Genomic DNA, 21,414 nt, shown 5'->3' on the forward strand with positions numbered 1-21,414 from the left:
TTAACTGACTGGCATTAACCAATTGGTCGCTTTTTTTTTGCTTACGATAAGGCGAATTTTTTGTATAGACAGAGAGGGGGGTATTACTGATAATAAACGTGATTGAACAGTTTATTTAACGATAAAAGCTAAGTGATGCCGTAAAGATACGGCATCAGATTTAAACTTTTGAAACCACCAGGGCGACTTCCCCCGCACTTGCTGCTGTTGCAGTAAAGCGATAGGTGCCAGTTGACGAGGGGGTAAATTGCAGGTTCTCTGAGTCCTGTTCACAGACTAAATAAACAGTAGAGCCTAACATGACAGGCTGCCCTTTATATTTGCCGCCACAGCTTTGTGAGGGCGTCCATTTTGCATCTGACAATCTAAAGTCGTAGGGTTGTCCGTCGGCAATGAGTTCAACGTCTACTGTCCAGCCTGAATTTGAACGTTTGAACTTGTAACTTGGGTCAGCCTCCCACCAATTAAATACGCCTCTAAGAAACATGTTTTCGAATTGAATGCGAGGCACGTCCGGTGCTATTTCTGGAACTTTAAAACTTCCACTGCTTGAGCATGCTGAAAGTGCTATGCACATAGAAGCAATAGTTAATAACTTTTTCACAGCGTCTCCATTTATAAAAAAGCCCAACGTTAGGGCTGGGCTCTTTGTTTTTCGCGGCATAAAACCACGCTAACTCTTACTAGCCTACGACTTCGCGAGAATAGATATATCTGCGGTAGTAAGGAAAAGTTGCCTTAAAAGCGACAGTAAAGCAAGTCGGTTATTCTTAACCGCTTCGTCATCAGCCATAACCATTACGTTATCGAAGAAGTTATCGATTACATTACGTAAGGTTGCAAGCGCAGTAAGAATACGCGTGTAGTCCTGTGAAGGAACAGCAATATCAACTTCTTTCTGTGCGGCTTTCAGCTCAACGTAAAGCGCTTTTTCAGCTTCTTCGGCTAACAGTGACTCATCAATATTCACTGAGTCTGTTACTTCAACGTTCTGCTTAGCAAGGATGTTTGCAACACGCTTGTTAGCGGCAGCTAGCGCTTCGGCTTCTTCCAATGCTCTAAACTTATCTACCGCATGAACTCGGGCTAAGTAGTCAGCTGGCTTAGTAGGGCGACGAGCAGCAACGGCCTGAATAACGTCAATGGCGATAGCTTGATCTTGTAGGAGCGCAGTAAATCGACCCAATACAAAATCAACAACCTGAGATTGTGTTTCAGCATTTGTTAACTTATCGCCATACACATCGATAGCTTTGCTTATTAGCGTTTCAAGATCTAGCGGCAGTGACAGCTCAGTGACAATACGTAATACACCGATAGCTGCACGACGAAGCGCAAATGGATCTTTATCACCCTTAGGTAACTGGCCAATACCAAAAATACCCACAAGAGTATCTAGTTTGTCAGCAAGCGCGACCGACGCGCTAACACCTGAACTAGGAAGTGCATCACCAGCAAAACGCGGCATGTATTGTTCATACAGTGCTTCTGCAACAGGCGCATCTTCACCGTCGTTCAGCGCATAGTACTTACCCATAACCCCTTGAACGTCTGGGAACTCCATAACCATGTTCGACATCAAGTCGGTTTTAGCTAGAAGACCTGCTCGTGCAGCTTGTGTTTCATTAGCATCTATTTGCGACGCGATAAACGCCGATAGGGCAGATATGCGCTCAGACTTTTCTTTTAACGTACCAAGCTGTTTTTGGAACAACACGGTTTCTAAGCTTTCGAGGCGGCTTTCTAATGTCGTCTTTTTATCGCTGTTAAAGAAGAACTCAGCGTCTGCAAGACGAGGGCGGATAACCTTTTCATTGCCAGAAATAACTTGAGACGCATCGCGACTTTCAATATTCGTTACGAATAAGAAAGTGTTTGAAAGTGCATCATCGCTATCTAACAGCGGCACATATTTTTGGTCGTCTTTCATGGTATAGATAAGCGCTTCTTTCGGTACAGCTAAGAAAGACTCATCAAACCCAGCTTGAAGAACAACCGGCCACTCTACAAGTGACGCGATTTCTTCTAGTAAGTCTTCATTATAGTCTGGCTTAAGCGACAAGCTTTGCGCTGCGTCTTCAAGCTGCTGACGCACTTTATCTTTGCGCGCCTCAAAATCTGCCAGCACATATTGTTGCTCTAGGGCAGAGGCGTAATTGTCAGCATGATCAAGTTCAAAGCGACCTTCGCCGTGGAATCGGTGACCTTGAACAACACGGCCGCTTGTTAAGCCCAATACAGAAACGTTGACGACTTCGCTTCCGTAAAGCACGCAAAGGGTGTGAACCGGGCGTATAAACTGAGTATTGTAATTACCCCAACGCATTGGCTTTGGAATAGGTAGCTTACTTACCGCTTGGTTTATTAGGCCTTCCAATAACTCTGCAACTGATTGACCCGGAACGTGGGCTTTATGAAGCAACCATTCGCCTTTGTCAGTTACAAGGCGCTCTGCGTCAGCAACGTCAATGCCGTTACCGCGAGCCCAACCTTGTGCTGCTTTTGTAGGGTTACCGTCAGCATCAAATGCCGCTGATACTGCAGGGCCGCGCTTCTCTACTACCTTGTTAGCTTGACCTTCAGCTAGACCTGAAACATAAACGGCCAAGCGGCGTGGGGCTGCAAACCAACTGACTGAATCAAAGCTTAAATCAGCTTGCGAAAGCGCAGCTTCAAACTGCGTGGCGAAGGCTTCACCTAATGACTTAAGCGCTTTTGGTGGAAGTTCTTCAGTACCTAATTCAACTAAACAATTTTCTGTACGCACGCTTATGCCTCCTTGTTACATAGTGGGAAGCCAAGTGCTTCACGTGCTTGGTAATAACTTTCTGCACACGCTTTGGCAAGCGTTCGAACGCGAAGAATATAGCGCTGGCGTTCAGTCACTGAAATAGCATGACGAGCATCAAGCAAGTTAAATGCATGTGACGCCTTCATAACCTGTTCATAGGCAGGAAGTGGAAGGTTGTTTTCGATAAGCTTTTGGCTTTCTGCTTCACATTCGTCAAAGGTTCTAAACAAGGCTTCAACGTTGGCGTGTTCGAAGTTATACATCGACTGTTCCACTTCGTTTTGATGGAACACATCGCCATAGGTCACTTTGCCCATAGGCCCGTCAGTCCAAACTAGGTCGTAGATACTATCTACACCTTGGACGTACATGGCGAGTCGCTCTAAGCCGTAGGTAATTTCGCCGGTAACAGGCTTACATTCAAGGCCGCCAACCTGCTGAAAGTAGGTAAACTGAGTTACTTCCATGCCGTTTAGCCACACTTCCCAACCTAGACCCCACGCTCCCAGCGTTGGTGATTCCCAGTTGTCTTCTACGAAGCGAATGTCGTGAACCAGCGGATCGAAACCTAACTCTTTCAAAGAGCCCAAATATAACTCCTGAATATTATCAGGTGAAGGCTTAAGCATTACTTGGAACTGATAGTAATGTTGTAAGCGGTTTGGGTTCTCACCGTAACGACCATCAGTTGGTCTACGGCACGGTTGAACATAGGCGCTACTCATTGGCTCTGGACCTAAAGAACGTAGGAACGTCATAGGGTGAAAAGTACCTGCACCCACTTCCATATCCAGAGGCTGAATAATAACGCAGCCCTGACGCGCCCAATAATCTTGAAGCGCAAGGATCAACCCTTGAAAGGTCTTAATATCGTATTTCTGCATACATCCGCTGCTTATTAGTTATCTGACTTAAAATAAAGGTGGGATAGTATACAATTTGTGAGGCATAGTATGTAGGTGTAAAGGGTGAAAAAACGTTACGAATAAAGCCAATATGCCACTTCACAACAAGGATTTAATCTTAAGCCATGCCCAATCAGACAAAAATAGAAAAAAATACGCCTTTGCATCGCTGTGGTTGGGTAAGCAGCGACCCTATTTATTTAGCGTATCATGATAACGAATGGGGTGTACCCGAGCTAGATAGTCGGGCCTTGTTTGCTAAGTTATGCCTTGATGGTCAGCAAGCCGGTTTATCTTGGCTGACCATTTTGAAAAAACAGGAGAATTTTGAACAGGCATTCTACCAGTTCGACCCTGAGAAAATTTCGAAGATGGGCCCCGCTGATGTCGACAGGCTGATGCAGGACAGCGGCATAATCAGAAACAAGCTCAAAATAGAGTCGATTATTAAAAATGCCAAGGGTTTTTTAGCTATCGAAGCGTCGCAGCCATTCAGTGATTTTATTTGGCAATTCACAGATGGACGTACGGTCATTAATGCGTGGGAAGACTTCAGGCAAGCACCCACATCAACTGATGCGTCTAAAGCAATGTCAAAAGCACTTAAAAAGCACGGCTTTAATTTTGTAGGTGAAACGATTTGCTATGCTTTTATGCAAGCTGTGGGTATGGTCAACGACCACGAAGTAGGGTGTCATTGCTACGAACGTACCTGCGAGCTCGCGATAAAGTGATATAGGCAAAGGTAACCGGGTTAAAAAAATGGCCGACTACATACTGTACTCGGCCATTTTCGATATTGATTGCATTTTTAAATCAGCGTCGCGCTTACTCGTTATTTAGTGGCTACGAGTGTCTCACAATACGCCTTCAGCGGTGGTAATTCGTCCAACACCTTAGATTCGTACTCCGATTCAATCTGCTCGCGAGCGATATCTTGCTTTCTTCGCTCATTCTTAGGTAGCTGTTGCCTTGCTTCTAAAATCGCAAATCCGCTTACCTCTGTGAATAATGCATGAATGTTGGGATATTGCGCTTTAAAATCAGGCGGAGTACTTATTGGAAGCGCGTTAAGCAGGTTCACGATGCGAATTACACCTTCTGACAAATCACATTGCTGCTGCTCCATTGCCTTAGCTATTACTATAATACTGTCGGTTATAGTGGCTACGCGCGACTGCCTTGCCGCTTCTTGTCGTTCTTTTTGTTGTTTTAACATAAACAGCAGTTTGCCTGCGTAAAAACCTAGCGCAAGAATAATTAGTAGCGCGATGCCTGAAAGTACTGCCCAAAGCATGACTCTTTCCCGTTTTTTATTAGTGCTTAAAGTCGTCGATATTAATAGCGTCTAAATCATTAAACGGATCCATATCGTCGTCTTCATCATCCTCTTCTACTATTCCTAATAGGTCACAAAGAATGCGGTGGCGTGCCATCTTCTCGTCGACATAAGCTTGTTGCTCACGGGTGAGCGGTTTATCGTCGTCAAGTTTGTCGAGTAAATCTGACAAGCGTTGATCTGCTTCAAGCGCTGCCAGTTCTTGGGCTGGTGTGGCGTACTTTTTCTTTTGAGCAGGGGTGGGCGTCACTGCTTTTACAAGCTGAATAGGCTTTTTACTGCCGTGGCGCGGATCTTTATTTTCAGCACTCTTTTTGCCCGTCACTTTTTTCTGTTCAACATTGTGGCGATTACCAGCGGGCTTACCTTTATGCTTTTTAGGGCGAGGCGAGTCTGATTTACGGTTTTCGCTTGGTTTAAAGTCAGGATCTTTACGAACGCCGATTAGGCCGACTTTACGTGATTTCTTTGAACGTGCCATAATTTCCAAATAACAAAGAGAGTGAAAAAACAGCGCTATTATAGCGCGAATTAGTGTCTACGTATTGATCTTTGGGTGTGCTGTGTAAAATCAATACGGCAAAATTAAAGTATTGCGCTTGTCTTTATTAACGCCTTTTCATAATTACCACGTCACTAGCAGGGAACATAACATCATAACCGTCTCTATCAGCAAGATATCGAAAGGTTGCCTCGCTGAAAAAGCTAACGTGGGTGACGTCGTTTTTATAGTGCCAATTTGCAAACCTGGCTTTATCAAGTACGCGCTTGGTCATGATGGCAAGAACGCCACCAGAAGCTACAAGTTTGTTAAATAGCGCCCATTCCACATGAGGGGCGTGAAAATGTTCTATAGCCTCTGTACATGTCACTACGTCATAGCTTTGCTCAAGTACCGATAAGTGGTTTGCATAGAAAGGATCATAAGTGCTCATCTTAACACCTTCCGCTTCTAGCATGCTTGCTAACACGGGTGCGGGACCACAACCAAAATCTAAACCCACAAGTGCAGTGTTTTGCGCATTTTTTATGAAAGGTGTAAGTGGTGTTAAAACCTTTCTTAAAAACTTTCGATAACCTTCGTCTTCAAAACTATTTTCGTGCAGATCATATTCTTGCTTTTCCACCCGTTTTGACGGTAGGAATTCTGGAGATACATACACAAGGTCGCACTGACTACACTGAAGGTAATCTCTCTTTTTATCAGTATGATACTGAATGGACTTATTAGTGCTTCGACATAAGGGACAGGACATAGAAACGTGAATAAAATTAAAGGGGCTTAAAAAAAGAAAAAGGTGATGGCTTTCACCATCACCTTACATTGTATGAGTGTCAGATGACACCTCTCCCGTTATACACATCTATGTGTAGCTGGCTTCCTTAGCTGTGCTCCCCTTATTTTTATTGTTAGCAGAGCTATATTGTTGTTTTTGGCCCTCGTGGCTCTTTATCCCGTCTTCCATGCTGCATTTTTATTATTATTCTTGTTATTTAGCCTGTAGCTTTTCAAAGGCACCTACAAACTACGCCGTTAGATTACACGAATAATTTTAAAATACAACTTTTTTGGTAACAAAAATTTAACAACAATGTGCAAAAACGGTAAGGCTTAATGTAAGCCTGCGATATAGTTAGATAAAATCTCGATATCTTCGTCGGTTAATTTCATCGCAATATCGCGCATCATGCCATTCATATCGTTATGACGTTGGCCTGACCGGAAAGCTTTCAACTGAGCTGCAGTATAAGTCGCATGTTGACCGCTGATATCAGGGAAACCTGCTAAGCCCATACCGTTGCCTTTAGGACCATGGCAAGCAATACATGCAGTTACGCCACGAGACTCGTCGCCACCTTGGTAAAGCGCTCGTCCAGCCTCTACGTATTGCTCGGGTGTTTCGCCTGCTTTTGGCTCTTGGCTTGAGAAATAAGCGGCTAAGTCTTTCATGTCTTGCTCTGAAAGTGGGGCAGCCATGCCGTTCATCACAGCATTGTTACGACCTTCCTCACCACCTGTTTGAGAGGCAAGTTTAAATTCGGTTAATTGCTTAACAATGTACTTCTCATGCTGGCCAGCAATCTTAGGGTTCATGTCAATCATGCTGTTGCCATCAGGGCCATGACAGGCTGCACATACTGCAGACTTCGCTTTACCTGCCTCGGCGTCGCCCTCTGCCATAGCAGTTGCGCTTAAACCTAAAGACATACATACCAACAAACACAGTTTTTTCATAATAAATCTCTTAAATGGATCCAACGGCTCGCGTGATATACGTGATATCATGCGTATTTTACACATTTAACGCGTCAGAAAAACCTATTCCATGATAAAACTATGGTTTTTAGTTGGTTTATTCATTAAAAAACTGTAAACCGAAGGTTGTGACGCATGTGGAGGTAAGTCTAGATGTCGTATTACACCAAAGCAAAATTCTTTACGAGTGCACCAGACATTCGTCATTTAAAAAATGATACCGGAATTGAAGTTGCCTTTGCTGGTCGCTCAAATGCAGGTAAATCGAGTGCACTTAACACGTTAACTCGCCAGAAAAACTTGGCAAGAACAAGTAAAACGCCGGGGCGAACACAATTAATCAATGTCTTTGAGTTAGAAGAAGACTTGCGCTTAGTTGATTTGCCAGGTTACGGGTTTGCAAAAGTCCCTGTAGCTATGAAAAAGAAGTGGCAAGCGTCACTGGGCGAATATCTTCAAAAGCGTAAATCACTAAAAGGCTTAGTGGTATTAATGGATATTCGTCATCCTTTTAAAGATTTAGACCAAGATCTTATTCACTGGGCAGTAGCGTCAAGTATTCCTGTACTTGCATTACTTACTAAGGCCGACAAACTTAAAAGCGGTAAACGTAAGGCGCAGCTGTTAATGGCGCGCGAAGCGGCGATGGCATTTATGGGCGATGTTACCGTGCAAACCTTCTCGTCATTAAATAAGCATGGTTTACCTGAATTAGAGCGTATTTTGGATACGTGGTTTGGCTTAGATAAACAAGACGAAACAGAAGAGTCTGATAACGAAGTACAGTAGCGCAATTTACCCTTACCGTTTGTGCTGATCTGACGTGCCCGATGGATAGGTACGATGGGGTGTTAGAAAAAAGAACGCCCCGCATAGAGCGAGGCGTAAACTGAGAGAAAACACATAAAAACCGTAGATATAGAGTCGTGATAAATAGAGAAGTTCAGAAAAATTAAAATAAAATTCGCTTTATTTTTTAAGTTACTGATATTTTTGGATTATTTATTTTCCGCAGATATAAAAAAACCCCGACAAAACTGTCGGGGTTAAAGCAAAGGTTTGAAAACAGCTTTCTCACCTCTGTACCCTACATGTGTAATATTACAACAAAGCACAGAAAAGGCAAGGGTGTTATGTAATTAAATTACCAAATTTAATGAATATAACGCGCCTTTTAATGTAAAAACTGTAATCTAATTACCAAACTAGTGCGCTTCATCCCAGTTTTCGCCCACACCTGCCTCAACAACAAGCGGAACATTTAGCGTAGCTGCGCTTTCCATTAGCGCTGTAATAGTAGAGACATAGGTCTCAACCTTGTCTTCTTTAATCTCAAAAACCAATTCATCGTGCACCTGCATCATCATGGTCACATCATCAGATGCATTTTTTCTGATCCAGTCGTCTACTTTAATCATTGCCATCTTGATGATGTCAGCCGCTGTACCTTGCATAGGCGCATTTATCGCAGCGCGCTCTGCGCCTTTTCTACGTGCACCATTACTGGCTTTAATATCAGGCAAATAAAGTCTGCGACCAAATACGGTTTCTACATAACCTTTTTCTTTCGCGCTCTCACGTGTTGAATCCATGTACTCAAGCACGCCTGGGTAGCGCTCGAAGTAAAGATCCATATATTTTTGTGCTTCATTACGTGGGATATTAAGTTGCTTCGACAACCCAAAGGCACTCATACCGTAAATTAAGCCAAAGTTAATCGCTTTTGCACTGCGACGCTGTTCAGTGGTTACTTCATCTAGTGGCACACCAAAAACTTCCGCAGCGGTTGCTTTATGAATATCTTTACCATGGGCAAAGGCATCTAACAGACCTTTATCGCCAGAAAGGTGCGCCATAATACGCAGCTCAATTTGCGAGTAGTCGGCTGCAACGAATTTATTTCCCTCTCTTGGTACAAATGCCTGACGTACGCGGCGACCTTCTTCATTTCGGATAGGGATGTTCTGTAAGTTAGGATCGGTTGAAGAAAGACGTCCTGTTGCAGTGACCGCTTGATGATAAGACGTATGCACTCGGCCCGTACGATGATTGATCATCTTTGGAAGTTTATCGGTGTAAGTGTTCTTAAGCTTGGTCAAGCCACGGTATTCCATGATCTTCTTCGGCAACGGGTACTCAAGCGCCAGCTCTTGTAGTACATCTTCAGAGGTAGACGGCGCCCCTTTAGGCGTTTTCTTTATGATCGGTAGCGACATTTTTTCGAACAAGACATGTTGAAGCTGCTTAGTAGAGCCTAAGTTGAATGGCTCGCCAGCTTCCTCATGTACTTCACTTTCAAGCTCGGCAATCCGTGTGGCAAGATCCTGGCTTTGCTGACGCAGTCTTTGGCTGTCTATCAATACACCTTCCTGTTCCATACGAGAAAGTACACAGGCTAGGGGAACCTCAACATCTATCAATAGATTTTTAAGCTCAGGAATTTCTTTCAACTTAGTCCAAATGGCGTTGTGTAAGCGAAGCGTAATGTCAGCATCTTCTGCAGCATAAGGCCCTGCTTCTTCAAGACTAATTTGATTAAACGTTAGCTGCTTTGCGCCTTTACCCGCAATCTCTTCAAAGTGAATAGTTTTATGACCAAGGTAGGCTAGGGCGAGTGAGTCCATATCATGGCGCTGCGCAGTACTGTTTAGTACATAACTCTCAAGCATGGTGTCAAAGCCTATGCCGTTTAAGGTAATGTCATAGTTCGCTAACACATTTTTGTCGTATTTTATGTGTTGACCTACTTTGATCACGGTGTCCGATTCTAAAATAGGTTTTAAGGCGTCTAATACAAATTCCCGTGATAGCTGGGCGGGTGCATCTGGATAATCGTGAGCAACAGGCACATAAGCAGCCTCACCTTCCTCTATACAAAATGAAACGCCAACTAGCTCCGCATCCATGTAGTTAAGGCTGGTTGTCTCGGTATCAAAAGCGATGAGTTCGGCTTTTTCTAGCTTCGCTACCCAAGCGTTAAAACGCGCCTCATCAAGCACGGTCTCATACTTCGACTTATCTATCTCTACCGATTCACTTTGTTCGCTCTCTTCTGCGCTATTGCTTTTTTCCTCGTTGGCGTTTGCGTTGGCACTAGAGGTATCTCCGCCGGCTACAAGCGCGCTTACTTCCGCGTGCCAGCGTTTGAACTCGTATTCGGCAAACAGATCGCGAAGTTGTTCGTTATCGGCCTGACACGGCATTAACGTCTCAACGTCGTAGTCAAGGTCAAGATCGATGCTGATAGTAGCTAGAGTATAAGAAAGCCGAGCTTGCTCTTCGTATTCCTGCATTTTAGCCGCCATCGACTTACTGCCTCTAAACGATAGATCTGCAATCTTATCCAGGTTCTTATATATGTCGTCGATACCGCCAATACCATTTAATAGAGCCTGGGCGCTTTTATCACCAACGCCAGGTACACCTGGGATGTTATCGACTTTATCGCCCTTAAGCGCAAGGAAGTCGATCACAAGCTCCGGTGGAATACCAAACTTCGTATTTACACCTTCGACATCCATCAGTTGGTTTGTCATGGTGTTGATTAAGGTGACATGTTCATTTACAAGCTGCGCCATGTCTTTATCGCCGGTGCTGATAAGGGTATCAATACCTTTTTCTGTGGCGTGTTTGGCTAACGTGCCAATCACGTCATCAGCTTCTACACCCGATTCTACAATAACGGGTAAGCCCATTGCCTTGATGATAGCGTGCAACGGTTCGATCTGGCTTCTTAGCTCATCAGGCATCGGAGGACGGTTCGCTTTGTACTCTTTATAGATATCATCGCGAAAGGTCTTGCCTTTAGCATCAAAAATCACCGCCATATGTGTGGGGTTGTATTGTTTGATCAAGCTTTTAAGCATGTTCACAACACCATAAATAGCACCGGTGTCTTGGCCTTTAGAGTTAGTTAATGGTGGTAAACCGTGAAAGGCACGAAAAAGATATGACGATCCATCGACAAGAATAAATGGAGGCTTTTTAGAATCTGGCATAGATGGCGATTTTCCAATAGAGAATATGAGCGCAAGGATGCCACAGGCTAGGGCAGATCGCCATATCATGAAGGAACATTAAGGTCGATAGCGGATCACATTTCGCCTGTGGATAACTTTGTGATCTAAAATTTTGGGCACAGAGATCAGGGTGATCTTTGTCAAGTTAAAGATCACCTTTCAAATCAGAAAAAATAAGGGAATGAGACTAAGGTGTGAAAACAGCGTACCTGCTACTTACCATTCCATTTTATGTGGATAACTTAGTGTACGTTTATTTTTGGTTTAACCAAGTTGGTCAAGTAATGTAGCATAACCGTTAACATTGTATACACGTATTTATAAGAACTTTTTTTGTACACTTGTGTGTTTAATAGCCAAATTTTGAATAAGTAGATGGCATAGCGTCTAGGAGGACAATATGAAACAAGTAGCCGTTATTTTAAGTGGTAGTGGTGTGTTTGACGGGGCTGAGTTACACGAAGCGGTATTGACACTTTTAGCCATTGAGCAAGAGGGCGCGTCTTACCAATGCTTTGCTCCAAATGTAAATCAGCTGCATGTAGTGAATCATTTAACAGGTGAAGTATCAGAGGGCGAAAACCGAAATGTGTTAGTCGAATCGGCCCGTATTGCCCGAGGTGATATAAAACCTGTGACTGAGTGCGACGTAACTGCTTTTGACACACTTATTTTACCTGGTGGCTTTGGCGCTGCGAAGAACTTGTGCACGTTCGCGGTAGACGGTGAAAATTGTACATTTAACGAAGAAGTGCTGACAGTATGTAAAGCCTTCGCACAAGCTAAAAAGCCCGCTGCATATGCGTGTATTGCACCTGCGCTGGCCGCAAAAGTGTATGGCAACAAAACCAAATTGACTATTGGCAATGACGAAGCAACGGCTGGTGGAATAAATGCTTTAGGGGCAACACATGTAGAGTGCCCGGTTGATGAGGTGGTTGTTGATAATGACGCAAAGCTTGTTACTACACCTGCGTATATGCTGGCGCAAAGCATTCGTGAAGCCAATGCGAGTATTACTAAGATGGTTAAAACCGTGCTTGCTATGAAATAGAAAACTAAAAAAATAAAAGTGGTTGGTTTTTTCCTAGTGAAAAGATCAGGTACTTTTATGTGTAATTAGCCTAATGTAGTGGGGAGACAAAGGTTTCCCCTTGTTCATTATAGTCCTATAATCAAAACCCTATGCGTAACGTATAGGATTTCATCTACCTTGTTTCACGTAGATAGATTCGCTTTTTGAAACCATATCAAAAAGTACATTGTAACTAGGGCTCAGTAGTCCTTATGCGCACTATAAAAATAAAGGCATAACAAACAATGCACTACCGTGCCATCATACGAATACTTGGGTTATTAATTGCGCTTTTTAGCGTAACCATGATCCCACCCGCTATCGTGTCGTTGATTTATCAAGATGGCAGTGGCCTGCCTTTTATCCTCGCATTTATATTTTGTGTCATCGGCGGTATTGCATTGTGGTACCCCAACCGTCAGCAGAAGAATGACTTAAGAGCACGAGAAGGGTTTCTCATTGTTGCGCTGTTTTGGTCAGTACTAGCAAGCGTGGGGGCAATTCCACTTATCTTGCTAGAGCAACCAAGCATGACGGTGACCGATGCTTTCTTTGAGTCATTTTCTGGCCTGACTACAACTGGGGCTACGGTTATTGAGGGGATAGATTTTCTTCCTCACTCAGTACAGTTTTACCGTCAACAACTTCAGTGGTTAGGCGGCATGGGTATCATCGTACTTGCAGTTGCCATTTTACCTATCCTTGGAGTCGGGGGCATGCAGCTTTATCGGGCAGAAACGCCTGGCCCAGTTAAAGATAATAAAATGACTCCGCGTATTGCCGATACGGCAAAGCATTTGTGGTACATCTACCTATCCATAACCATTGCATGTTCCGGTGCATATTGGCTTGCGGGAATGAATGTTTTTGATGCGATTTGCCATTCTTTCTCAACGGTTGCTATTGGTGGCTTTTCGAACCACGACGCCAGCTTAGGCTATTTTAATAGTCCTATGGTAAACGTTGTGTGTACCGTGTTTTTGCTTATTGCTGCATTGAACTTCTCTTTACACTATGCGGCGGTGAGCTCTCGTTCGGTTAAAGGCTATTTTAACGATCCAGAGTTTAAGGCGTTCTTTATCATTCAAGCCTCACTCATCGGGATTTGCTTCTTAGTTCTTACACTTTCAGGCTATTACAGTTCGGCAGAGCAGGCTTTAGACCAAGCTATGATCCAAGCGGTATCTATTAGTACCACAGCAGGGTTTGCCACAACCGATTTTTCGGTATGGCCTACATTCCTGCCCATTATGCTTATTTTTTCAAGCTTTATCGGCGGGTGCGCGAGCTCCACGGGTGGGGGCTTAAAAGTAGTACGGGTGTGCTTACTGTTTCTTCAAGGCAAGCGCGAGGTCGATAGGCTAATTCACCCGAAAGCGGTATACAGCGTTAAGTTTGGCGACCGTGCCATGCCTGACAGAGTCGTTGAAGCGGTATGGGGGTTCTTTTCGGCTTATGCAGTGGTGTTTGTTATTATTATGATAGGCTTGATTGCCACGGGTTTAGATAACCTAAGCGCTTTTACCGCTACTGCGGCCATGTTGAATAACTTAGGTCCGGGGTTGGGCAGCGTAGCGGCCAACTATGCTGATGTTACTGACGCGGGCAAGTGGATACTGGTGATTGCCATGGTGTTTGGTCGACTAGAAGTCTTCTCTTTACTGGTGTTATTTTCACCCACATTCTGGCGAAGCTAATTTAAGTAGGAACCCACTTGCTAAGCCAACAGGTTTGAATTGTAAATACAAAAAACAAAGGGCGAAGATAATCGCCCTTTGCCTTTCATAACTGCATTGTTAAACAATGCTTGCGGTAAACCGTAAAAGCTAGCCGAAGAAAAATGCGCTGGGTTGGAACAGCTTTTCCACGTCGTTGATGTATTTCTTATCAACCAAGAACAAAATTACATGGTCGTTTGCTTCAATCTTGGTATCGCTGTGAGCAATAATCACCTGATCGTCTCGAACAATAGCCCCAATCGTGGTACCTGGCGGTAGTTTAATATCGCCTATTTGTTTGCCAACCACCTTAGAGGTATTTTCATCACCGTGCGCTATCGCTTCAATAGCCTCGGCAGCACCTCGTCGTAATGAGTATACGTTTACAATGTCACCGCGACGTACGTGAGTCAGTAGCGCCGAAATAGTGGCTTGTTGAGGTGAAAACGCGATGTCTATCTCACCGCCTTGCACCAAGTCCACATAAGCACTGCGCTGGATAAGCACCATGGCTTTTTGTGCACCCATACGCTTGGCCAGCATGGCTGACATGATATTCGCTTCATCGTCGTTGGTAACAGCAATAAAGGCGTCGACTTGCTCGATATTTTCTTCGCTAAGTAACTCAGGATCAGATGCGTCACCGCTGAAAACAATGGTTTTATCTAAGTTGGCAGAAAGATACTTTGCTCGTTCTGGGCTGTATTCAATAAGCTTAACGTTGTGATTGTGCTCCAGTTGTTTAGCTAAACCTGCGCCAATCAAACCACCACCGGCTATCATAATTCGCTTGTAACTTGATTCGAGCTTTTGAAGCTCACTCATTACTGCGCGAATGTGCTTGGTAGCGGCAATGAAGAATACTTCATCATCAGCCTCAATAACCGTGGTACCTAACGGGCGAATAGGACGTCCGCGTCGGTAAATGGCAGCAACCCGAGTTTCAACATTCGGCATGTGGTCTTTAAGCGCAGATAACGCGTGGCCTACTAACAAACCGCCGTAATACGCTTTTACTGCTACAAGGCTAGCTTTGCCTTCAGCAAACTCAACCACCTGAAGTGCGCCGGGGTAATCTATTAGACGTTTGATGGCCTTAGTTACCAACTGCTCAGGAGCGATAATGTGGTCAACGGGAATGTCTTGCTGTTTATATAGCTGCTCTTGGTAAATGATATACTGTTCAGAGCGCACCCGAGCGATTTTAGTGGGTGTTTTGAATAGACTGTAGGCCACCTGACAGGCCAACATGTTGCTTTCATCACTGTTGGTTACGGCTATCAACATATCAGCATCTTCCGCACCGGCCTTACGCAACACGTCAGGGTGTGAACCCACGCCTGTTACTACTTGTAAATCAAGGCGGTCTTGAAGTGCGCGCAATATAGTGGGGTCAGAGTCAATAACCGTTATTTCGTTATTTTCACCTACTAGGTTTTCAGCAAGTGTTCCGCCTACTTGGCCGGCCCCTAAAATGATGATCTTCATCGTTATTATTTTGCCTTCATATCCGTGCAGGTCTTAAACGTGTGACGTTGCACAACTATTGAACTCAGTCTGATGACTTTACCAGCCTCGCATAGTAGAAACCATCCATTTGTTGCTCACCAGGCGTTATCTGACGTCCGGGTTTGTCGACAGTCTCCGTTTTTACTAAGGGCGATAAGGTAGCGTCAGGTGTGTCGGCTAAAAACTGCTTTATTTGCGCCATGTTCTCTTTCGGCAAAATAGAACACGTTGCATATAGTAGTGTGCCACCCGGTTTTAATAGACCCCACAATGTATCTAATATGCGCCGTTGTAGCTGCGCTAGATTGTCGATGTCATTGGCTTTTCGAAGCCATCTAATATCTGGGTGACGTCGAATAACGCCAGTTGCAGAGCAGGGGGCATCCAGTAATATTCTGTCGAAGGGCTTTCCGTCCCACCAGGTCTCAGGATTAGCTGCATCACCCTGCTTAATATCGACTGTATGCTTAAGGCGAGTCATGTTTTCTTCTACGCGTTTTAGGCGTGTAGCGTCGGCATCAAGCGCTAACACGTACTCTGTATCAGGTGCACACTCAACAATGTGCCCTGTTTTTCCGCCGGGTGCGGCGCAACAATCTAAAATGCGTTCGTTCGCTTGGGGCTTTAGGTAATACGCAGCTAATTGCGCTGCCCCATCTTGTACCGCAAAGTGACCTTTTTCAAAACCAGGCAAGGCAGTAATATCTTCTCGCTTAGTCAGAGTTACCGCATCAGCGTGGTTTTCACTAAGGGTATATTCAACCCCTGCTTTATCTAGCGCCTGAGTAAATGCCGCCAACGATGTTTGCAATTTGTTCACACGAAGCCAGATGGGGGCCATGGCATTCGTTTCAGTACGTACCTGCTCGGCGTCGTCACCGTAGGCGTTCTCAATTGCCTTGAATAACCACTTTGGTAAGCCGCTGTTTATAATGGCGTCGTCTACCGGTTTGTCAGCAAGGTTCTCACGCTGAAAATTACGCAATACCGCATTAACTAACCCTTTTAGCCCTGCTGCATTTAAATAAGACGCTGCAGCGACGGTTTCACCCACGGCTGCGTGATTGCTAACGCGAGAAAAACTGAGCTGGTACAAACCAAGAAGAATAAGATGTTCTATGACCTTCTTATTGCCTTTTAGAGGTCTATCCAACAAAGAGCGTAGCCAGTGTTGTAAAAGGGGCAGGCGACGCATCACGCCTAACGACATCTCTTGAAGCCATGCGTTATCTCTAGCGTTGTGTCTGCGCTGAACGCGCTCTAAGCACTCACGCGATGACTTGCCTTGTTCTAAAATTTGATAGATGACCCACGCGCAATCTGCGCGCAGGTTCTTTTGTTTTGGAAGGGGTAATGGTTTCACGTTTAGTCCGCTTGTGTCAGACAACGGCCCACTTCAAACCACGTTTGGCGAGCATTGATAACGTCTGACGCTGGAAGCGCCTTTTTACCTGGAATTTGAAGTGATGTAATGCAAAGCGCATCGCGCCCTGTAGCGATAGTAATGCCTTCTTTATTGGCATTGATTACCGTACCTGGCGTTACATCTTTATTTAACGGAACAACGTTAGCAGACCATATCTTTACATTCTGATCTTCGACCTGCATCCACGCTACAGGCCAAGGATTGAAGGCGCGGATATTACGCGCTATTTGTTCTGCATCGTCTGCCCAATTAATAAGGGCTTCTTCTTTTGATAGTTTTTTCGCGTAGGTCGCTTGAGAATCATCTTGTTTGGTGGGTGTGTAACGATCAAATTCATTAACGACCTCGACCAACGCTTGTGGTCCCAGCTCTGCGAGTTTCTCGTACAACGTTGCGCTGGTATCTTCAGGTGTAATAGGTAATGTTGCAATGTGCAGCATATCACCCGTGTCTAAGCCTTCATCCATTTGCATTATGGTAACGCCTGTCTCAGCGTCGCCAGCCCAGATAGCGCGTTGTATTGGAGCTGCGCCTCGCCACTTGGGCAAAATAGAGCCGTGCACGTTAATGCAACCTAGCTTAGGCGCATTTAACACCGCGGTAGGCAGTATCAGTCCGTAAGCAACAACTACCATTAAATCGGCATTGAGCGAGGCTAATTCTTCCTGAGCGTCTTGAGCTTTAAGCGACTGAGGCTGGTAAACAGGGATGGCGTTTTCTTCTGCTAATACTTTAACCGGACTGGCGGTAAGCTTTTTACCTCGCCCTGCAGGTCTATCAGGCTGAGTGTAAACAGCAATAACCTCGTGCTCGCTCTCTATCAACGCTGATAGATGTTTAGCTGCAAAATCCGGAGTACCGGCAAAAATCACTTTCAATGGAGTTGTCACGTTATTCCTTAGGCTTTTGCAGCAAGACGCGCTTCTTTCTCAAGCTTTTTACGAATACGCTGGCGCTTAAGCGGTGAAAGGTAATCAATAAACAATTTACCTTTTAAATGGTCGAGCTCGTGCTGGATACAAATCGCTAACAAACCTTCTGCATCCAACTCAAAGCTTTCGCCGTTTTGATCTAGCGCTTTTACGGTAATTGCTTCGGCACGCTCAACTTTCGCGTAATTACCAGGCACTGATAAACAGCCTTCTTCGCTAATCGTGGAGCCATCTTTACGAATGATTTCAGGGTTAATAAATACGCGTGGCTCGTTTTGATCTTCCGATACGTCCATTACAACAACTTGAACGTGTCGGTTAACTTGCGTTGCAGCAAGGCCAATACCGTTCTCGTCTTTCATGGTTTCGAACATGTCCGATACCAACTGTTTAATTTCGTCGTTAACCTCTTCAACCGGCTTAGCTACCGTGCGAAGACGTTCATCAGGAAAACTTAATACGTCTAAAATTGCCATTTCTCGCTTACATCACCTTTTCGCTGTATAAATTCATATACGATCTAATTGCCAGCACACTTTACAGTGCTCATTAAGTTACTATTCTAACGTATATCGGGTGGTTTCGTGCAGTTTTTTGCCTAAACCCTATAAGAATACGTACTTCTGCCGATATAGTGCTATTGTCTGAAAAATCAACAATAAATGACAGCGAATAATTTGCAGGTGGTTAATTTGAAAAAGCGATTAATTTACGCGCGTCGCGCAACAACACTTATCCTTGGAGTGCTTTTATCGTTGCCTGCGTTCGCACTTCAATTAAAAGATAGTGCGCCTGAAACTTATACTGTGAAGCGTGGTGACACGCTTTGGGAAATTGCGAGCATTTTTCTAAACGAGCCTTGGCTATGGCCAGAGCTGTGGCGAACTAACACGCAAATCGATAATCCTCATCTTATCTATCCCGGCGATGTTATTGTCGTAGGTTATATTAATGGTCAGCCTGTCTTAAGCGTTAAAAGAGATAAGCTCGCCTACAACTTGTCACCTTCAACCGATAAGCGAATTAAGTCAAAACCTGTCGACGTACTGTCCTGGATAACTATTTCTCCCTTTATAAGACATCATATGCTAATAGACGAGGGGAGCTACTCAGCATTACCCAGGCTTCTAGGTAATCAAGACGGAAATGTAAGATTCGCATCAGATGACTTTGTGCTAAGCCAGCAACAATTCAGTACCGACGACCAGTACAGAGTGATAAGAAAGCACGCTACTATCAAAAATCTTGAAGGCGAGACCTTGGGCATTCAGGTTACGCATGTGTCTAACGCTTCTCTAGTAGAAAAAGACCAAGCAGACGATACCATGTTGCTTTTTATTGACGATGCCAATCAAGAAGCAAAGCGCGGCGATAAACTTATGGCTGGTGGTTTTTCCCACCCTGAAGATTTTGAGCTTATTCCAGCGACTTCACAAAGAGGGGCTGTGGTGGGTGACTTGCACGACCATGATTTGCTCGGCAAGTACGACGTTGTCATTCTTGATTTAGGCTCTATGGATGTGGCGCCAGGCACCGTTTTAGGTGTGTACGCGCAAGGTCCAGCAATTATTGACGAAGATAGCCCACGCTATATTGATGAGCCCGGTGCTAAAAGTGGTGGTGAATGGTTTATCGATACAGTAGCGCAGCCTGCGCTTAAAGTAGGCGAAGTGATTGTGTTTAAAACATTTGATGCGGCAAGTTACGGATTAATAACGCGAGCGAACAGAGGGATTAAGCGCGGCTTTATTGTCGCTAAGCCTTAAATGCTTAACGTTTCATTGTCGCTCTAAAAGGAGCGACAATGAACAAGCAAACTTCTCATATAGACGGCGACCTCTCTGCATGGTTAGCACTGGCCTCTGCGCAACGTGTTTCTCCTAAAACCTGGTTACAGGCAATCAAACATTATCAACTATCTCCCGCTGAGTTAGCCGGTAACACATCATCACTTCCCGACACTGTAAAACAGCTTACATGTCAAATATCAAAACCTTTAGTTGATGCAGCTTTTACGTGGAAACAGGGGAGTAACAATAGACATATTATTACCTATTCGTCTTCATACTATCCTCAATCGCTCAAGCAGTTAGACAGCCCACCTCTTGTAATATTGGCAACAGGAGATTGTGCTTTATTGCAAAGTCCACAAATAGCAATTGTAGGTAGTAGAAGATCTAGCTTTCAGGGGAGGCGTATAGCAAGCGACATTGCGTTTGGGTTGTCAGAAAACGGCATTGTGGTGACTAGCGGGCTCGCTATGGGCATTGATAGTGCTGCACACCAAGGCGCGCTGTCTGGTAGTACTGGAACCATTGCAGTAATGGGTACGGGACCTGAAAAGGTATATCCAGCTAAAAATAATAAGCTCTATGAAGCTATTAATAATGACGGAGGTGTCACCGTCACAGAGTTTTTTCCAGGTCAGGGACCCAAGCCTTGGCATTTTCCCAGGCGAAATCGAATTATCGCAGCGTTGTCCCTTGGAACCTTAGTGGTAGAGGCAAAAATTAAGAGTGGCACCTTGATAACTGCGAATTTGGCCGCAGATATGGGGCGGGAAGTATTCGCTGTGCCAGGCAATATCGCTAATGCTTACGCTGAAGGTTGCCACTGGTTAATCCAACAGGGCGCGAAATTAGTAACGAATATAAGCGATATTCTAGATGAAGTTGGCGTTCAGCCTGAGCAAAAAGGCTTGAGTGTTGACGAGCAAAACGAAAAAAGTACAGCGAATAGCTTGGCAACCGATAAATTATTAGCTAGTGTGGATTATGACATCACCGCTATTGATGTTATAGCCCAGCGCAATGCCTTATCTGTATCGCAAGCAATGGCATCATTATTAGAATATGAGTTGCGTGGTTTAGTGGCCGCTGTCCCTGGTGGTTACGTTAAATTGAGGGGAAAATAATATGTTCGATATCCTCATGTATCTGTTTGAAAACTTCATTCACAGTGAAACGGAAATTCGTGTTGACCAAGACGAGTTAACGGAAGAGCTTGTGCGCGCAGGATTTCATCACGATGAGATTTATAAAGCCCTCGCATGGTTAGAAAAGTTAGCGGCACTGCAAGAGACGGATATCAAACCGTACTTTTGTAAAGGCATTAGCACTAGCTTAAGCCGTATTTACACGCATGAAGAACAAATGCGTTTAGATGTGGAATGTCGCGGTTTTCTTATGTTCTTAGAGCAGGTCAATGTGTTGGATGCCTCCACACGCGAAATGGTTATAGATCGTGTTATGGAAATTGATTCCAATGAGTTTTGCTTGGAAGACCTGAAGTGGGTTGTGCTAATGGTACTATTCAACGTACCTGGCAAAGAGAAAGCCTACGCACAAATGGAAGATCTTTTGTTCGAAGAGCCAGATGGTGTTCTGCATTAATGCAGTTGTAGTCACTGGTATTTGAATCTTTACTTAAAAATGCGCTGTAAA

At 44.5% G+C, this 21,414-nt stretch carries 19 protein-coding genes; 7 read left to right on the forward strand and 12 right to left on the reverse strand.

Going from position 1 to position 21,414, the window contains the following annotated elements; translation table 11 throughout:
* Positions 1-160: 160 nt before the first annotated feature.
* The 3 genes from RJ41_RS14525 to glyQ form a co-directional block, all read right to left on the reverse strand.
* The gene (locus RJ41_RS14525; RefSeq protein ID WP_039222354.1) at positions 161-604 is read right to left on the reverse strand and encodes a hypothetical protein; all 444 of its coding nucleotides are present in this window, start codon (positions 602-604) and stop codon (positions 161-163) included.
* A gap of 84 nt (positions 605-688) precedes the next feature.
* Positions 689-2,767 carry a glycine--tRNA ligase subunit beta gene (gene glyS / locus RJ41_RS14530; RefSeq protein ID WP_039222298.1) on the reverse strand — a complete coding sequence of 693 codons (2,079 nt, stop codon included), beginning with the start codon at positions 2,765-2,767 and terminating at the stop codon, positions 689-691.
* Between the two features lie 2 nt (positions 2,768-2,769).
* Positions 2,770-3,675 carry a glycine--tRNA ligase subunit alpha gene (glyQ, locus tag RJ41_RS14535; protein WP_039222301.1) on the reverse strand — a complete coding sequence of 302 codons (906 nt, stop codon included), beginning with the start codon at positions 3,673-3,675 and terminating at the stop codon, positions 2,770-2,772.
* 146 nt (positions 3,676-3,821) lie between these two features.
* Here glyQ and RJ41_RS14540 point away from each other — a divergent pair, with 146 nt between their 5' ends.
* Positions 3,822-4,430, forward strand: a complete 609-nt coding sequence (locus tag RJ41_RS14540; RefSeq protein ID WP_052235483.1) for a DNA-3-methyladenine glycosylase I — start codon at positions 3,822-3,824, stop codon at positions 4,428-4,430.
* A 101-nt stretch (positions 4,431-4,531) separates the two neighbouring features.
* Here RJ41_RS14540 and RJ41_RS14545 read toward each other — a convergent pair whose 3' ends face one another.
* The 4 genes from RJ41_RS14545 to RJ41_RS14560 all read right to left on the reverse strand — a co-directional run bounded on the left by RJ41_RS14545 (position 4,532) and on the right by RJ41_RS14560 (position 7,271).
* Positions 4,532-4,993, reverse strand: coding sequence for a DUF2489 domain-containing protein (locus tag RJ41_RS14545; RefSeq protein ID WP_039222303.1), 462 nt, complete (start codon positions 4,991-4,993; stop codon positions 4,532-4,534).
* Positions 4,994-5,012: 19 nt separating this feature from the next.
* On the reverse strand, positions 5,013-5,516 hold the full coding sequence (gene yihI, locus RJ41_RS14550; protein ID WP_014947719.1) for a Der GTPase-activating protein YihI: 504 nt from the start codon (positions 5,514-5,516) through the stop codon (positions 5,013-5,015).
* 127 nt (positions 5,517-5,643) lie between these two features.
* Positions 5,644-6,198 (reverse strand): class I SAM-dependent methyltransferase, encoded by a 555-nt coding sequence (locus tag RJ41_RS14555; RefSeq protein ID WP_240485801.1) that lies wholly within the window; start codon positions 6,196-6,198, stop codon positions 5,644-5,646.
* Between the two features lie 449 nt (positions 6,199-6,647).
* Entirely contained in the window at positions 6,648-7,271 is a 624-nt protein-coding gene (locus tag RJ41_RS14560) for a c-type cytochrome (protein ID WP_014947721.1), read from the reverse strand.
* Between the two features lie 174 nt (positions 7,272-7,445).
* Between RJ41_RS14560 and yihA the strand changes: the two genes are divergently transcribed.
* The gene (gene yihA / locus RJ41_RS14565) at positions 7,446-8,081 is read left to right on the forward strand and encodes a ribosome biogenesis GTP-binding protein YihA/YsxC (RefSeq protein WP_039222311.1); all 636 of its coding nucleotides are present in this window, start codon (positions 7,446-7,448) and stop codon (positions 8,079-8,081) included.
* 416 nt (positions 8,082-8,497) lie between these two features.
* Here the strand turns inward: yihA and polA are convergent, their stop codons facing one another.
* A complete protein-coding gene (gene polA, locus RJ41_RS14570) occupies positions 8,498-11,290 on the reverse strand; it encodes a DNA polymerase I (protein ID WP_039222357.1) in 2,793 nt (930 codons plus the stop codon).
* A 421-nt stretch (positions 11,291-11,711) separates the two neighbouring features.
* Here polA and elbB point away from each other — a divergent pair, with 421 nt between their 5' ends.
* Positions 11,712-12,365: an isoprenoid biosynthesis glyoxalase ElbB gene (gene elbB, locus RJ41_RS14575; protein WP_039222316.1), complete on the forward strand. Its 654-nt coding sequence runs from the start codon at positions 11,712-11,714 to the stop codon at positions 12,363-12,365.
* Between the two features lie 266 nt (positions 12,366-12,631).
* Positions 12,632-14,083 carry a TrkH family potassium uptake protein gene (locus RJ41_RS14580; protein WP_039222318.1) on the forward strand — a complete coding sequence of 484 codons (1,452 nt, stop codon included), beginning with the start codon at positions 12,632-12,634 and terminating at the stop codon, positions 14,081-14,083.
* 129 nt (positions 14,084-14,212) lie between these two features.
* On the opposite strand, the gene trkA is transcribed toward RJ41_RS14580, so the two are convergent.
* The 4 genes from trkA to def all read right to left on the reverse strand — a co-directional run bounded on the left by trkA (position 14,213) and on the right by def (position 18,447).
* Positions 14,213-15,592 carry a Trk system potassium transporter TrkA gene (gene trkA, locus RJ41_RS14585; RefSeq protein ID WP_039222321.1) on the reverse strand — a complete coding sequence of 460 codons (1,380 nt, stop codon included), beginning with the start codon at positions 15,590-15,592 and terminating at the stop codon, positions 14,213-14,215.
* A gap of 64 nt (positions 15,593-15,656) precedes the next feature.
* Positions 15,657-16,976 carry a 16S rRNA (cytosine(967)-C(5))-methyltransferase RsmB gene (rsmB, locus tag RJ41_RS14590; RefSeq protein WP_039222324.1) on the reverse strand — a complete coding sequence of 440 codons (1,320 nt, stop codon included), beginning with the start codon at positions 16,974-16,976 and terminating at the stop codon, positions 15,657-15,659.
* A gap of 2 nt (positions 16,977-16,978) precedes the next feature.
* Positions 16,979-17,929, reverse strand: a complete 951-nt coding sequence (fmt, locus tag RJ41_RS14595; RefSeq protein WP_039222326.1) for a methionyl-tRNA formyltransferase — start codon at positions 17,927-17,929, stop codon at positions 16,979-16,981.
* A gap of 8 nt (positions 17,930-17,937) precedes the next feature.
* On the reverse strand, positions 17,938-18,447 hold the full coding sequence (gene def / locus RJ41_RS14600; protein ID WP_014977863.1) for a peptide deformylase: 510 nt from the start codon (positions 18,445-18,447) through the stop codon (positions 17,938-17,940).
* A 216-nt stretch (positions 18,448-18,663) separates the two neighbouring features.
* Between def and RJ41_RS14605 the strand changes: the two genes are divergently transcribed.
* The 3 genes from RJ41_RS14605 to RJ41_RS14615 are packed head-to-tail and all read left to right on the forward strand — an operon-like array spanning position 18,664 to position 21,363.
* Positions 18,664-19,737: a LysM peptidoglycan-binding domain-containing protein gene (locus tag RJ41_RS14605; protein ID WP_039222359.1), complete on the forward strand. Its 1,074-nt coding sequence runs from the start codon at positions 18,664-18,666 to the stop codon at positions 19,735-19,737.
* A 38-nt stretch (positions 19,738-19,775) separates the two neighbouring features.
* Positions 19,776-20,885, forward strand: coding sequence for a DNA-processing protein DprA (dprA, locus tag RJ41_RS14610; RefSeq protein WP_039222329.1), 1,110 nt, complete (start codon positions 19,776-19,778; stop codon positions 20,883-20,885).
* A 1-nt stretch (position 20,886) separates the two neighbouring features.
* Complete coding sequence (locus RJ41_RS14615; protein WP_014947732.1) at positions 20,887-21,363, forward strand: DUF494 family protein; 477 nt, start codon at positions 20,887-20,889, stop codon at positions 21,361-21,363.
* Positions 21,364-21,414: the final 51 nt, after the last annotated feature.

This window comes from Alteromonas marina (assembly GCF_000808575.1).
Lineage (GTDB): Bacteria > Pseudomonadota > Gammaproteobacteria > Enterobacterales > Alteromonadaceae > Alteromonas > Alteromonas marina_A.

Bases quoted from the DNA above. Each gene is read 5' to 3' on its own strand.
- RJ41_RS14560 (WP_014947721.1), bottom strand. From the start codon at position 7,271: ATGAAAAAACTGTGTTTGTTGGTATGTATGTCTTTAGGTTTAAGCGCA.
- RJ41_RS14615 (WP_014947732.1), top strand. From the start codon at position 20,887: ATGTTCGATATCCTCATGTATCTGTTTGAAAACTTCATTCACAGTGAA.
- RJ41_RS14540 (WP_052235483.1), top strand. From the start codon at position 3,822: ATGCCCAATCAGACAAAAATAGAAAAAAATACGCCTTTGCATCGCTGT.
- yihA (WP_039222311.1), top strand. From the start codon at position 7,446: ATGTCGTATTACACCAAAGCAAAATTCTTTACGAGTGCACCAGACATT.
- glyQ (WP_039222301.1), bottom strand. From the start codon at position 3,675: ATGCAGAAATACGATATTAAGACCTTTCAAGGGTTGATCCTTGCGCTT.
- yihI (WP_014947719.1), bottom strand. From the start codon at position 5,516: ATGGCACGTTCAAAGAAATCACGTAAAGTCGGCCTAATCGGCGTTCGT.
- polA (WP_039222357.1), bottom strand. From the start codon at position 11,290: ATGCCAGATTCTAAAAAGCCTCCATTTATTCTTGTCGATGGATCGTCA.
- RJ41_RS14580 (WP_039222318.1), top strand. From the start codon at position 12,632: ATGCACTACCGTGCCATCATACGAATACTTGGGTTATTAATTGCGCTT.
- RJ41_RS14545 (WP_039222303.1), bottom strand. From the start codon at position 4,993: ATGCTTTGGGCAGTACTTTCAGGCATCGCGCTACTAATTATTCTTGCG.
- def (WP_014977863.1), bottom strand. From the start codon at position 18,447: ATGGCAATTTTAGACGTATTAAGTTTTCCTGATGAACGTCTTCGCACG.
- dprA (WP_039222329.1), top strand. From the start codon at position 19,776: ATGAACAAGCAAACTTCTCATATAGACGGCGACCTCTCTGCATGGTTA.
- trkA (WP_039222321.1), bottom strand. From the start codon at position 15,592: ATGAAGATCATCATTTTAGGGGCCGGCCAAGTAGGCGGAACACTTGCT.
- elbB (WP_039222316.1), top strand. From the start codon at position 11,712: ATGAAACAAGTAGCCGTTATTTTAAGTGGTAGTGGTGTGTTTGACGGG.